This window comes from Spirosoma endbachense, from assembly GCF_010233585.1.
Taxonomy (GTDB): Bacteria; Bacteroidota; Bacteroidia; order Cytophagales; family Spirosomataceae; genus Spirosoma; species Spirosoma endbachense.
In genome coordinates this window covers 9,137,327-9,150,875 of sequence record NZ_CP045997.1, presented here as the reverse complement: position 1 = coordinate 9,150,875, position 13,549 = coordinate 9,137,327, and the positions used below count along the sequence as shown (strand labels likewise).

Annotated in this window: 11 protein-coding genes and 1 pseudogene; 6 read left to right on the top strand and 6 right to left on the bottom strand. The window is 45.6% G+C overall.

The genetic code is table 11. The annotated features are described in order from the left end of the window. The 6 genes and pseudogenes from GJR95_RS36785 to GJR95_RS36760 all read left to right on the top strand — a co-directional run. Positions 1–221: pseudogene (locus GJR95_RS36785) on the top strand (hypothetical protein); the annotation flags it as partial. 165 nt (positions 222–386) lie between these two features. Beyond that, positions 387–806, top strand: a complete 420-nt coding sequence (locus GJR95_RS36780) for a hypothetical protein (protein WP_162390606.1) — start codon at positions 387–389, stop codon at positions 804–806. 1,226 nt (positions 807–2,032) lie between these two features. Next, the gene (locus tag GJR95_RS36775) at positions 2,033–2,185 is read left to right on the top strand and encodes a hypothetical protein (protein WP_162390605.1); all 153 of its coding nucleotides are present in this window, start codon (positions 2,033–2,035) and stop codon (positions 2,183–2,185) included. A gap of 581 nt (positions 2,186–2,766) precedes the next feature. Next, complete coding sequence (locus GJR95_RS36770) at positions 2,767–4,689, top strand: hypothetical protein (RefSeq protein WP_162390604.1); 1,923 nt, start codon at positions 2,767–2,769, stop codon at positions 4,687–4,689. 132 nt (positions 4,690–4,821) lie between these two features. Continuing rightward, entirely contained in the window at positions 4,822–5,472 is a 651-nt protein-coding gene (locus tag GJR95_RS36765) for a phosphoribosyltransferase (protein ID WP_162390603.1), read from the top strand. Between the two features lie 361 nt (positions 5,473–5,833). Further along, a complete protein-coding gene (locus tag GJR95_RS36760; protein WP_162390602.1) occupies positions 5,834–6,232 on the top strand; it encodes a response regulator in 399 nt (132 codons plus the stop codon). Positions 6,233–6,398: 166 nt separating this feature from the next. On the opposite strand, the gene GJR95_RS36755 is transcribed toward GJR95_RS36760, so the two are convergent. The 6 genes from GJR95_RS36755 to GJR95_RS36730 all read right to left on the bottom strand — a co-directional run bounded on the left by GJR95_RS36755 (position 6,399) and on the right by GJR95_RS36730 (position 13,432). Next, positions 6,399–7,445: a S41 family peptidase gene (locus GJR95_RS36755; protein WP_162390601.1), complete on the bottom strand. Its 1,047-nt coding sequence runs from the start codon at positions 7,443–7,445 to the stop codon at positions 6,399–6,401. Then, a complete protein-coding gene (locus GJR95_RS36750; protein ID WP_162390600.1) occupies positions 7,442–8,284 on the bottom strand; it encodes a hypothetical protein in 843 nt (280 codons plus the stop codon). The genes GJR95_RS36755 and GJR95_RS36750 overlap by 4 nt, the downstream gene beginning before the upstream one ends. A 22-nt stretch (positions 8,285–8,306) precedes the next feature. Beyond that, on the bottom strand, positions 8,307–9,758 hold the full coding sequence (locus GJR95_RS36745; RefSeq protein ID WP_162390599.1) for a S41 family peptidase: 1,452 nt from the start codon (positions 9,756–9,758) through the stop codon (positions 8,307–8,309). A gap of 106 nt (positions 9,759–9,864) precedes the next feature. Further along, positions 9,865–10,704, bottom strand: a complete 840-nt coding sequence (locus GJR95_RS36740; RefSeq protein WP_162390598.1) for a LytR/AlgR family response regulator transcription factor — start codon at positions 10,702–10,704, stop codon at positions 9,865–9,867. Then, positions 10,685–11,731: a sensor histidine kinase gene (locus tag GJR95_RS36735; RefSeq protein WP_162390597.1), complete on the bottom strand. Its 1,047-nt coding sequence runs from the start codon at positions 11,729–11,731 to the stop codon at positions 10,685–10,687. The genes GJR95_RS36740 and GJR95_RS36735 overlap by 20 nt, the downstream gene beginning before the upstream one ends. Before the next feature lie 174 nt (positions 11,732–11,905). Further along, positions 11,906–13,432: a hypothetical protein gene (locus tag GJR95_RS36730; RefSeq protein ID WP_162390596.1), complete on the bottom strand. Its 1,527-nt coding sequence runs from the start codon at positions 13,430–13,432 to the stop codon at positions 11,906–11,908. Between the last annotated feature and the right edge of the window lie 117 nt (positions 13,433–13,549).

The window sequence follows — 13,549 nt, the reverse complement described above, 5'->3', positions numbered from 1 at the left end:
CAGCCCAGGTGATTCCCGCCAATGGGGTGCTTGTGAGCACCCTGGCCAGTCCGGGGGTTGCCACCACGTACACGGTGCGGGTTTATAACCAGTCAGGATGTTACACCGACATGACCGTATTATTGATGCCAACGGTGTGCGGCTGTCCAGCGGAAATCTGTGTGCCGTTCATTTTACAGCAAACGAAACGGCCTCAGCGAATCGGCGATCCGATCCGCTAACACGTGAAATCCACTTGCAAGCTTTTACTACTTGCTAGTTGCATAGTAAGCCGGGATTACAATCGTTTAGTATAATCACCACTTATTGAGTCAATAATGGGTGATTATACTTAAACCAGACCGCACTCATTCAATACAAACAGCTCGTTTTTTACGCCAAAATCTATGGATTCATTGATTCCTTTTTTAAATGCGCTGGACTCATTCACTAATCTTCAACAGGCTGTACTTCGTTCGCTGGAAGAAGACAAGAAGAAGGCTACTTTGATCTGTTCGCTTGTGGGTTTAAGTTACAATAGCATTAAGCTCCGTTATAGAAATCCACTTCTCTGGCGAATAAACGAAATTCGCCTATTGGCCAATCATTATCAGTTACCAACAACTGCCTTTACACAGTTTTACAGCAATTTACCCCTGTTAATTACGCTTTTGAATGGCGTATCAAATTCGCAACGAAGACAGTTCTCTCGCATGTGCGGACTAAAAATCAACCAGTTATCCAACCGTTTAGAAATGGATTGGTCTGTCAGCGACGTACTCAGACTCCGGCAAGGTCTTACACAATTGGTAAATAATAGTCAGTAGTTAGGTTCTTGTTTAGCTCCGATGGCCTGGCATCTCAATCATTAAATTGAGGTGATTGAATACATAGTCATACAACGAATATGTAAACACTGATTCTTCTAGAGTCAGTGTTTTTTGTTGACGCAGCAATGAATAAGTACCATCTCCCTAACTACCATTTAGTCATTGTTTTTTTGCGTTCCGGGCGAATCGATTGGCGGAAGCACATAGTCAGATTGTACAATAACCTCATCGCCAGTAATACGGCTTTTTAATTTTTCACGCTCTGTGTTTCGTCAGCAACCAGTGTTTTAGTTAACCAATCGGCCGCAATGGAGAGCTGATTCTGTCCATACACAATTTCCTGGCTTAGCGCTTACCCTTCCGAAAAAATTGGTGTTACTGTGAAGTCCGGGTCAGTATTGGTATAATTATTGTTAAGCCACCGTGTGCGCTAATCCAGACAGATATGGCCTGCTTCAGGTTACAATAATCTTAGGGTTGGGTGTTGGCTGTAGTAAAATCTCCTACGCAACCCTTGCAGCCAGTAAACAAATATTATGCTCATTTGGGGAGTGATAAGCAGCATTTCGGCCAGTCTGAAAACTGGTATTGAGGCTAATCCTGGTATTCTGGCAGAAAGTCCATATCAGTTTCCTTCCAGGTTAGGTTCGTTGGGCAGGCATACCTGTCAACAGATTTTTAGTCGCATTAACTGAATTTAGGCTTTTCGCTCGGAGCCGTGCCACGGTTAGTAAGCACAGATTAGAAACTATGGCACGGCTCCGAGCGAAAAGCCTGGACATAAATGTCATCAGATTCCATCTTCCGCGTCAACTGCAGAGTAAGTCAGTCTTTGAATCAGGCGTTTGAATCAACGGTAACTAAGTCGTTATAATCCGGTAATTGATTTTCATGACCAAGAGATCAACAATCTGACTGGACGTCGAAAACTCAGCTCTAATTTTCTATTCGTGGTGTTTATAGCGACTCTTTCCCCTGGTAGAACGACAAAAAAATTCCGGCCTATCTGTAAATAATAGGCCGGACCTTGATAGTGTTAATGGTAGATCCCATCTGTGGAGAAGCGGAAATCGCCTTTCATCAAGACAGACATACGCAGAAAAGCGGCTTACAGATTCTCCAAGATTACTTCTGATCATCAACAATAGTCTACTTATGCTACTGGCTTGATTGTTGTTAGTGGCAATGCTATCCACGTAAATGAAATAAGTCATAGCATTGCCATGAAAACAAATAAGCAGCAGCAGCAGGAACCATCACCTACTATTGATGATATAACTAAAGAAGCAAAACGGCTTTATGCCATGGGATTTAGCCTGAAGAACGCCGTGTGGCTAGCGATTACAACCCTACGTGGCAAGACAAAGAATCAATAAAAAGTACTTTAGTGTTATGACTTACAGTAGCACCCAAACTGAATAGTGTGTATATTTTCAATTACTTACAACTGATTTACCTGCTTCGGATTACTGCGTTTAAGCACAAAATCGATACCAGATCATTTAGCAGTCATTTTCCTTTTCAGCTAAATCGATTGGTTAAATGCTGCGCAAATATGCTATTGAATCCATAGACATATATCCATTGTTAACTACTGTTTTAGTCAAATGAATTACACAACCTAAAATCTCGAAATTATTTTACATACTTGAATTAACCGTACAATAAATAGGCTAGCCAAGTACAATCAATTCGATTTACGATAAAATAAAGTAAAAAAGTACAATTATCAGCTATTTTTTACCAGAAACGAGCTTCTTTCTCTAGATTAATAGCCTAACTAGTTACTAATAAAAAAGAGGAAAAAGCCCACCAAAAAATACATAGCCTTGATTTACAACTATTTATAAAATACATTAGTCTAAATTTCACATTCTTGGAATTTTACTAATTAAGGGCATACAGTTCAAAAATCCTTCAGTCAGGACTTACTCAGTTTTTAAGCTTGCTATCGCTTATGGAACTTATAGCTCCCTCGCCTTTTCGTACTCACTCCATATATAGTAGCCTCATTCCTATTGCCATTCTAGTTGCACTCACCCTGCTGTTTGGTCAACTGGTCATTCAGAATTTTAAAGAACCCTTGTCGCTGGCCGAAGGGGGTGATGTCGATCAATGGGAGTATATGGGCTACTATATAGCTAACAACCTGACATTTAATCCACTTCCACACATTAACTTAACCAGTAACCAAACCTTTTATCCGTATGGTACTAATCACGTTTTTCAGGGATGGGCTTTTGAAAGTAATCTGTGGTATGCAGTCTTATACCTGGTAGCAGGACTTGGTGCCTGGCTCAATTTCTATTATTTGCTTAGTATTTTCATATTAACAACCGGGACTTATTTGTTACTCAGAAGTCAATATGGCGAGAAAAAAGCGCTGTTAGCTAGCCTTTTCGTTTCTTTTTTCAACTTTTATGCCGTTAACAAATATCCCGGCCATTTCGCCTATGCCATCATTCACTGGACCGTTTTAAGCATAGTAACCGATTTCCTACTGGTTCAGCGTATCGTATTTAAACGACCCATTCCAATTCGCTTCATCCTTCTAAAAGGGCTCCTTCTCGTTCTATGCCTGGGCCAGGATGTAGCCTATGTTTTAGGTTTCGCCCTTACTTCATTTACCATTTCTTCTATTTATGGACTTATCCTTTTATCCATAACCAGTTATCGAAACAAGGAATCGCTCAAACTGCAAATCGCTACGGTATTAACCTCTTGGAAAAATCAATGGGTAAGCAATCCTCTTCTGCACAATAGCCTAGTGCTTCTGGCTCTCTTCTTTAGCTTATTATATGTTCCACTTTTATGGGAAGTTTACCATCAGGCGAGCCTGTTTCATTTCGTTGATCGTTTTGCCGGTGGACATGGCTGGACACATCCTGCCCGTTTATTTTTGCCATATTTCTCGTCGTATAACGCCTTGCTGAACCCATTAACAGAATGGCTACACGACATGCCCGAAGGGAATGGGGCTGGTAGCCCAGGGTGGTTTCTCCTACTGGCTGGCGGAATTGGCTTTGGGCAATCCCGACGTAAAATGATTTGGGTCTATGTGCCCTTATTAGTTTTTTGTCTGCTGCACGCTTTCTATCACCCGATCCGTGTACCAATCCTTCAAGTGTTTCCCTGGTGTCGCTTTAACCGAATTCCTGCTCGGGTTACGGTCATTTATCCCGTCATTTTAACTTTTTTCGCTCTACATATTTCATTCAAAAAAGACTATTTACAACAGATTGTCACAATCATTCTCCTGGTAATTGGTAGCATCGAGTTATATAGTGTATATAGCTTCCGGTATGCCCAGAAACCTTATCATTTTGCCAGCACTTTTTTCCCGTATATGGACCGGGTGAAAAAACAACCAGGCGAAGCGGTGTTAGACTGGCCTTTTTGCGTTATTGGTGGCAACACAACGGGTGGTGTTGAAGGATTATGTCCACTCTATAATCGTACTGCGAATATGTATGCCTTAAAACGATTCCACACGAAACGAACGGTAGGCCAATATTTTGGACGGCTTCATGACTCGCAGATACAACCTTTTTTGAAAGCAGGATGGCCCCAATTATTAAACCATCCGGATACTGTCAATATAATGGTTGCCGAGCGACTAACCACCTGTTTTACAGAACAGGAATGGCGGTTTTTTACTAAATTCTACCAGTTAAATAACTTTGCCGGAATCAATCTCTGCATCGATTTATTACCCAAAGACTGCTTAAGCGTTTTCTATGCCCGCTTCGGTCGTCCGGTTGCTCAAACAGTAGTACCAGGAGTTGGGCGAATCGTTTTCATACCTAAATTGATTGTCAACTCCGATCTGGTAAATCGCCAGAAAGGCCGTCTGCTCCGACTGGCGTACTCCAGTAATTAATTCATGGTTTATCCGTTAACAAATCCAGCATTAGTCGGGTTAATTTCCCCATAGGACTTTTGCTGGAGTCGTGCCAAGGTTGCTCATACGCCTTTCCTCATGTGACTGACCAGGCTATTTATTTTGCTGTCAATGCGTTTTAAAGACCGAAGCGATGCCGGCAAGGTGTTAGCCCAAATGCTTGCCCGCTATGACCGAGAGGACAACAGCCTCATTCTGGCATTGCCACGCGGTGGCGTTCCGGTTGCCTATGAGGTCGCCATTCGACTCCATTGCCCGCTTGATGTTTTTATTGTTCGCAAACTGGGATTCCCCAAGCAGCCAGAGCTAGCTATGGGTGCTATTTCTTCGGGAGGCATAGTAGTCATGAATGAATCGCTGATTCGATCAAAGGCTATTTCGCCGGAAACGATCGCTCAGGTTGTTAAGGTAGAAAGTCAGGAATTAGAGCGTCGTGAACGCGCGTATCGTGCCGATAAACCCGCCCAAACCATAAGCGGAAAAACAATTTTCCTGATCGATGATGGCCTGGCAACGGGTGCCAGTATGAAGGCTGCCCTACTGGCAATCAAGCAGCAAAACCCAGCTCAACTAATAATAGCCGTACCGGTGGCAACCGAACAATCCTGTGACGAATTACAGCACGAAGCCGACCTCGTTATCTGCGCCAAAACACCAGAACCATTCTATAGTGTAGGTTCGTGGTACGATGATTTTTCGCAGACAACCGATTTCGAAGTGCAGGATTTATTACAAAAAGCAGCCGTTATTGACCTAAGCTAGTGTAGTGCTCGGCCAATTTATATTTTATACATAATAGTCATGACAAACCTATAAGCCGGCCCGCCAATGCGCCGGGCCGGCTTATAGGTTTAAATTGGCCAAGCACTTGTCTTACCAACGCGTATTAGTTCGGCCAGATTAGGCTCATTAGCCATGAAACTGTTTAATGCTTGTACAAAACCATCCCCTCAAACTATTTCCAAGTATCTGTAACTGACTAAGAGTCATTCCTATTACTTGCCAAATTGCCGAGCTTTCTCAAGTAAATAGTTAAGAATATCTCCGTGGAAACACCACATTCAGCAAACATTTTAGTAAGGACAATGCTTTATAGACGTATTAAAATGTATAAAGTTTGAGTATGAAATCGGATAACAACTGGGTTGCCCTACTAGATGAGGATCAGGACGACTTTATGATACTTCAACAGGGAATAAATACATGGGCCCCTAACCTTGAATTATATTGGTTTAAGTCGTTTACTCAATTTGAACAACAATTACAGACCGATAGGAATCTACCAAGTTCCATCGTGTTAAATGGTATTTCGCCCACTGGTTCAGAAATTGACTGGATCAAACGCTTTAAGCTTGATAGCCGTTTAGCCGAAATTCCAATCATCATTTTAACCGAAGAGTATTGGGAAACTCAAAACCAGTTATACCGATCAGTAGGTGTGTTCGATTATCAAACAAAGCCTGTTAGCCAAAATGATCTGAAACACTTTATTGGAAGAATAAGCGACAGTATCAATGTTTAGACCTGATACCACATTCTCCGTTTTACCCACCAATGAATTACCGTAGCACTGAATTTTCGGCTTCTTCATTGCGTATACCCTTATAACTAATCGGCTGATATAAAGCGAGATATAAACTATCCAGTTTTATATCTGATACTATTCCTGCTTTAAACAGTAAACCCACTTACTTACTCAGCAAGGCTATTGCCTTCGCCAGCACCACATCCCGACCAGCGGCCAGATCATCTTTGGTATTGACGATCCGTTGCTTCGGTTCGATTCCTATGCCCTCGTAACTCTTGCCGTCAGCCGCTCTGAAATCACCCGAACTAAGGGCATAAATCCAGCCATTAGGTAATTCACGCTTTGGATTGTCAGAAAAAACGCCAAATGTGGTGTCGCCCATGTGGGTTACATTGGCATTCTGGCGCATGGCCAGGGTGAACGTTTCGCCCGCACTTTGCGTAATTCGATTGGTCAGCAGGATAACCGGTTTTACATATCGAAACGTCCCGGCCGGTTCCACAAACCAGTCAACAGGCATTGTAAAATCCGAATGCTCTGGCCCATTTCGAAAACGGGTTGTCATAAATAACTTCCGGTCCGAAGCAAACCGGGCGGCTACTACCTGCCCTGAGCGATCATCGCCCCCGGTCAGATTCCGAACATCGACGACAATTCCTTTGGTATCGGCCAGGGCAGCCAGCGCTTCGTCAACTGCCCGCTCGTAGAATTTTGGGTTCTGGCCCAAATCCACGAAATAGAGGTAACCAATGTTCCCGTCTAGTTTTCCATAGAAAACATTAAGCCCATCTGCGGTGCCGATTTCATGACTATCCATTACGTATTTCTTTACGACCTTCAGGTCAAATTCATCGGTTGGATAGTTAGGGCCACTATCGTAACGTCGATAATCCGGGCCGGGTTTTACCATCCAGACATGGCCGTCGTTTAGCTCCCCCAGCATCTGAGTAATCACATCAAACAACTGATTATCCGTCATTTGTGGCTTAATTTGAGGCCGATATTTTTCATAAACAGCGTTCCAGTCTATCTGTTTCACCGCAAACTGACCATACATCCGGTCGAACTCCTGCCAGAGTTGATCGAAATTCGATTCGGGCGTATTGACCGGTTCGGGCCCTACCGTCAGGTCGTTACACGCAACCACCAGCATTGCCAGCAAACTTAAAAGTATCGTTTTCAGGGAGTATATCGTCGAGGATTTCATCGGGTTTGCCATTGAAATTTGTAGATAACGGAAAGATTAGCCCGGTGGGTTGCCGATCGGATCAGTTGTGGTTCGGTATAGCGCAGCCAGTTGTACTGATAGTCGGCCTGGAACGCGACCCGCTGGCTTAGCTCAAACCGATAACCAATGCCGACCTGAGGATTCAGGAACCGATTGACAGTTGCCCACTGCGATCCACTCAGAAAAGACGAAGCATTCGACCGGTTTGGTTCTGAAATAACATTGCTATAGGGCATTCGGCCAATGAATGCGATCAGGGGAAGTGAAACCTGCGCACTTAGTGAATGCTTCCGGCCAAGTGTTAACTGCGTCCTGTACAACACTGCCAAAGCGGCCGTATTCAGCGCCCAGGTCGATAAAACGAGCCCATCTGCATACCCAAACATATCGTGAATACCTAGTCCAAGCCAGCTCGTCCGGTCAGTTGTTCGTTGAATGAGCCGGCGGTATTCAAGCTCGACTTGCCCGGAATATAGCGTTGGAACCAGCCACAGGGGTTGTTCCTGCCCGGACGAAAACTTGATTGATCGTATGCCTAAACCGGGAGCAATTAAATCGCCCAGACCTGCCTGAGCCACAATACGCCACTGGTTTTTTGTCATTAGCCGGGAGTAAGCTACCCGAACACCGTTCAGGTTTGCCACATACAGCATTGGTGATGCCTGTAAATCCCGCATCTTGTAGGTTTCGCGGTTGTAACCGATTTGAAATTCTGAGACGGGACGAGGAGTTTGACGTATAAATGGCTCCTCTGGTACCTGAGCAAAGGCAACGAAGCACCCAAGCGACAGCCAAACTGTCGTTAACAGATTTTTCATAAAAGGCTTTTTTTGATGAAGTCTATTCAGTTCTCGTTAAGGCCGATTTCTGCGATTGAGCGAGCTTTAGGGCATATTCCATGATTCGATCGTATCGATTCAGGATGTCGTCGATGGTAGGATCAATCTGGTGGTCAGGAATGATGCCCCGGTCATGGTGCGGGTAATCAGACACGTTAGCCATATGAAAACCAAACATGCCAATGCCCAGGTCAATTTTAGAATTGGGTAATTGCGTAATTGCAAAGAGACCGCTGGTATCGAGCTTATAGCCACCGCCAGTTTCCTGTCCTATAAATGTTACCCCACCTGAACGGGATTTTCGATCGGCGTGTAGGCGAGCAGCGAACTCAGAGGTTACCGAAAAACTGGTCCCATTGATCAGCACGTAGAGGCTGCCATGATAGGCATCATGATTGGGTTTCTGCATTTTCAAACCCCGCTGCTTTGTAAATACGTAACCGTCGCCCTGTTTCTTTACTGCCAGCCACCGAAATTTCATATATAGCTTTGACGTCCAGACAGGAAACGAATATTTCTTCTTCTGCCGAACACGGATTTGATCATAATAGCGAAAGGGTTTTTCGGCAAAATACGTGGCCAGTAAAACGCCCCACGACTCCTCCCCACCTTCGTTATGGCGTAGGTCAAGGACCAGATTCTGAATACCTTTCTGCTTGATTTCCCGAAAGGAATCTTTCAAAAAAGAACCGAAGTCCGGATCGGTTTTATCAGCCCAGAAACGCTCAATAGTCAGTACGGCCGTATTCGAATCTTTGTAAGTTAACCGAAATGGTTTTTGCGCAGCTGGTTTATTCTTCTCGACATAAGCTTTGATCCCGGCTTCGGTAACAGCCGGTAAAGCAGCCTTTGCTTCTCCATCACGGGTTTTAAAAATCACCTCGAACGTATCAGGCGATGCCATAAAGGTGGCATAGTAGCCCGAGAAGTACTGATTCAGATCTTCATATTTGCCACCTACGCGATTACCATCGGCAAACGTCATAACTGAAAGCAACCTCTGAATAATGGCAGCTATCGGTTGCCCATCGATCGAGATAATTTCAGCTCCGGCAGGAACATTACCTGTACCGTAGTTTCCGGTTACCCATGCTTTGTTGCCCAGAAAATACAACTTCAGTGGAAACAACTTTTCGGTTGCGAATGGATAATGTTCATCCCGGCCCGAAACAATCCATTTTATGTGCCCATCACGCAAAGCAACCAGCAAGGGTGTCATGGTCACGTAAAATTCCTGCCGGGTCATTGGCTGGTTCAATTTCGCGGCTGTTACCGCAAAGAGTGAGTCGAACGTCGGTTTGGGGGTGTAGCGATACATCTCCGGATGAGCTTCATTCAATGCCGTCCGGAACCGGGCGAAATCGGTCTGGAGTTGTTCTGGCGTCAAGGTCTGAGCGATAATCGGCAAACGGAAAATCAGCAGGAAGCATGAAAGTAAGAGGCTATGTTTCATTAGTTGTCGTTTGGTTTGTGGGAACGACACAAAACTGGCAAGCGTAAAATTTTGCTAAAACACTGCGACTACCGAATGGCCCGTATTCACGGCTGGAGCGTCGATTTTATTCACCCAACCAAAGCTTGAATTCACCCGCTTTTTCACGACTAACAACCACTTCTTCGTCAAAAACAGGACACATATCAACCTTAAGCTTCCCATTAAAGTACAAATGCACCTTATCCACCGACCGCAGTTCGGCAATTACCTGCCGGTTAAGTCTAAAAAATCGTCGGGGATCAAGCATTTGCGATAGCTCATCCAGTGTATAGTCAATCAGCCATTCTGAGCCTTCCTTCGTTTTCAGGAACGACATCTTATTCCGGGTTATAAAATAGGCAACCTCGTCGACCTCGATTGAAAATAACCGCTGTCCCTGCTTGATCATAAATCGATCCCTGTAAGTCTGATTAGCTTCATTCATGCCAGAAATCAGGGGCGGTGCAGCTGGCGCAATCAACGGTGTTTTCCGCAACTGCTGGAGAAGGTCTGCCAGAGATGCTTCCAGTCCCGCCGGACCAGTTGCCCCCGTTTGGCTCACCAATACCTCCTTAAGTGCCTGAAGTTTGGCCAATGCCCGGCGCAGGTCATCTTCTTTTATTGGCTTTAGCAGATAGTCTATACTACTGACTTTGAAAGCCTTAATGGCATATTCGTCGTAAGCCGTTGTAAACACAACGGGGCTCGTAACGGCAACATGGTTAAAAATATCAAAACTCTGTCCATCGGCCAGTTCAATGTCCATAAAAATAAGATCGGGCCGAGCGTTCGATCGAAGCCATTCAACTGACTCATCAACGCTAACTGTCATACCAACGATAACGGCCGTTGGCTCTACATCCAGCAGCAACCGCTGAAGTTTTCGGGCAGTGAGTTCTTCGTCTTCAATGATGAGAATGGTCATAGCGGGTTTCGTGAATAAGCGGAATCATTACCTGAAAGTGTTCGTCGGTTTGCTCGACAACCACGGCTGGTTGGCCCAGAAGCCGGTATTTGGCCGTAATATTGGCCAATCCTGTCCGGTTTGAAGGCACCAGATTTTGTTTCTTCCTGACGGTATTGCTGACAAACAGCCGCCGTGCCTGATCGGTATAAATCCGGATCACCAACGGTCTGTTGGGCAAAGCAGCATTGTGTTTGACGGCATTCTCGACCAGCAGTTGCAGGGTCAGGGGCGGAATGAGCAACGAATAATACTGCTCATCGACCGATACTTCTAACTCAACGCTTCGGCCAAAACGCATTTGCAGTAAATGAAAATAGGCCCGGATAAATTGCAATTCACTGTCCAGCGTGGTTAGTGGCTGTTCGTTGGTCTGGAGTACATAGCGGTACACTAGTGCCAGTTCTTCAATAAATCGCTCGGCCTGTTTAGGATTTTCACTCACCAGCGATGAGAGTGTACTGAGGCTATTGAAGAGAAAATGAGGGTTAATCTGTGCTTTCAGCGAGTCAAGCTGGCTTTGAAGCGCCTGTTTCTTCAGTTGTTCGGCTTCGTAGTAGGTTACCCACCACTGGCGATAGAGATACATCGCTTCGTAAATCGTGGCCATCGGTACGGTAAACAGAAATGGAATCAGCGTATTGAGCCAGTAGGCTCGCGCGCTCATGGGGTAACCCCAAAACTCGGTAACGTCATACAGATAAACGATACCCACCCGCTGTATAATCGTCGTCACGGTGAACCAGACCACTTGTTCAATAATACGAGGTGTTGTCTGACTAAGTTTCGGATAATGCCGACGCGCCCGAATAATGCCCATTCGGGCCATCTCCCAAATCAGTACGCACTCCACCAGACTCACGCCCAGCGCCATCCAGCGACTGATGTGATGAGCGTCGTTGTCGGGTTGAAAGAAAATAAAATTAGATACGATCGAAACGAGGGGTATGCCCACCAGTCGCAGCCAACGGTCATTCAGCTTTTCCATTCGTTAGTAAATATATTCCTGATGGCTCTGATGCAAAAGCAAACAGTGACTCAACCGTCGGAAATACAGGCTGAACTGTCGGAAGATGTACCGCTTTCAGTAGGCAGTGGGCAGTCTTCAATAGGCAGTAAGCAGTAAGCGATAACTCACTGCCTATTGAAGACTGTCCACTGCCTACTGAAGACTGCCGACTGCATCATAAACCGGATAAACCGTGTCGCCGTTTACCAAACCGCCTGGCCCATGCGACTGGTAACAGGTGATTGATGCAACACCGGCGTCAGCTAATGCGGTCAAACTCTGACGGGTCCATTCGGCACCGAATTCGGTAGCCTGGCGAGGGTCGGCCACATTTGTCTGGCGCTCGTCGGCCACATTAGCGACGGTAATATTGCGGGGTTTAAACGCAACCGGAGAAATATGAATTGGCTTACCACCACCGAACTGCCGGGCCGTTAGTACCGTTGGCAACAGACCAGCAATGTTCTCCGTAATGGTCAGTTCATCGGTTGCATGTGCCTGTGGGCAAACCGAATAGGTCACAAAATCAACCCAATCCGTGTTGAAGTGATTACGATTCAGCCCGGCAAAATGATCATCGGTTCCGCCCCCAATTGCCAGGCCAGCCCATTCTGTCCGTAACTCTGGTACGACCGTTTTTAGCAATTCATCTGACGTTGTCAGCGTAGCTGCCTCAAATAGCAGTATTGAGCCCACTTCGGCGTTTTGTTCCCGTAAAACGGTCTGCAATAAGTGGAGTTCAGTCAGTGGCTCTTCACCAAAAAATACGGCCAGTTCAAGTGGCACTTCCAGTAGTTCAGCATCAGCAATGGCGTCGCTTAAAAGCCGCGACCAATCCGGTAGACTGAAAAACACATCGGTTCGTAAATGCGACAGATTTAGCGGTTTTAATAGATTGGCTTCGGTGGCAGTGAGTGCCGGTCCGCCCGTTCGCTGCCCTACGCCAAATTGCGGTCGGGTGGGTTTTGCTGAATCTAGTGCGGCAGCCCATTTTCGGGATTCTGGTTCCGACGGTTCTCCCGAAAAGCTCTGTTTGGTCTGGCCAAAAATTACCTGCTGCCGAAACTCATCGCCCACAGAAACCGCTACCGGGAACGGTAAGGCAACGGGCGTTGAGTAGGTTTTAAAAGACGCATCGGTCCAGTTTCGCTGATCTTCCATCTCGAACACATCGCCCGAAAAATCCAGTTGCCAGACCGAGCCTGAAGCGGATTGCCAGCGAAACGTCTTCATAGCAAGAAAAGGCTGGTTTGGGCTAATGAACGTCGGGAAGTGGCCCATGAGCAGGCTTCCATCCGGGCTGGTAACCTCGGCGGATTGCCCCAAAACGTCGTGGGCCGGATGCAGGACACAAAGACCGATCCGATTCTTTTGAAAGTCATTTACGGCTTTCCCGTAGAAATCGACGGTAATAACGCCATCTGTATTGCCTTGAATAGCAACGTGTCCTGTCATCTGAATCCCCAGATCGTTGGTTTCCCAATCATAGTTAACCCGAAATGAATCCGGGCTTTGTTCGATTGTTTCGTTCAGAATTACCAGCGTTGTTGTTTGCCAGTTTCGGTCGCGGATGGCTACGTAAATCATGCGAAGGATTTCCGAATCGCCAATTGTCATATACCGTAAAAAACCGTTCTCATAGCGAACCTGCATTGGACCGGCCTGTAAAAAATGGGGCATAGGGCTAAGTCAATTTACTTCTATCAAGGAAAAAAACGTCCTGAGTTAACTATTGGGCGGCAAAATATCAGTAATTCCCGGAAATCGATGGATCGTATATCAGTTATAAACGCAATG

Excerpts from the sequence above, each read along its gene's own strand:
- GJR95_RS36770 (WP_162390604.1), top strand. The coding sequence starts at position 2,767 with ATGGAACTTATAGCTCCCTCGCCTTTTCGTACTCACTCCATATATAGT.
- GJR95_RS36730 (WP_162390596.1), bottom strand. The coding sequence starts at position 13,432 with ATGCCCCATTTTTTACAGGCCGGTCCAATGCAGGTTCGCTATGAGAAC.
- GJR95_RS36775 (WP_162390605.1), top strand. The coding sequence starts at position 2,033 with ATGAAAACAAATAAGCAGCAGCAGCAGGAACCATCACCTACTATTGAT.
- GJR95_RS36780 (WP_162390606.1), top strand. The coding sequence starts at position 387 with ATGGATTCATTGATTCCTTTTTTAAATGCGCTGGACTCATTCACTAAT.
- GJR95_RS36745 (WP_162390599.1), bottom strand. The coding sequence starts at position 9,758 with ATGAAACATAGCCTCTTACTTTCATGCTTCCTGCTGATTTTCCGTTTG.
- GJR95_RS36760 (WP_162390602.1), top strand. The coding sequence starts at position 5,834 with ATGAAATCGGATAACAACTGGGTTGCCCTACTAGATGAGGATCAGGAC.
- GJR95_RS36750 (WP_162390600.1), bottom strand. The coding sequence starts at position 8,284 with ATGAAAAATCTGTTAACGACAGTTTGGCTGTCGCTTGGGTGCTTCGTT.
- GJR95_RS36755 (WP_162390601.1), bottom strand. The coding sequence starts at position 7,445 with ATGAAATCCTCGACGATATACTCCCTGAAAACGATACTTTTAAGTTTG.
- GJR95_RS36765 (WP_162390603.1), top strand. The coding sequence starts at position 4,822 with ATGCGTTTTAAAGACCGAAGCGATGCCGGCAAGGTGTTAGCCCAAATG.
- GJR95_RS36740 (WP_162390598.1), bottom strand. The coding sequence starts at position 10,704 with ATGACCATTCTCATCATTGAAGACGAAGAACTCACTGCCCGAAAACTT.
- GJR95_RS36735 (WP_162390597.1), bottom strand. The coding sequence starts at position 11,731 with ATGGAAAAGCTGAATGACCGTTGGCTGCGACTGGTGGGCATACCCCTC.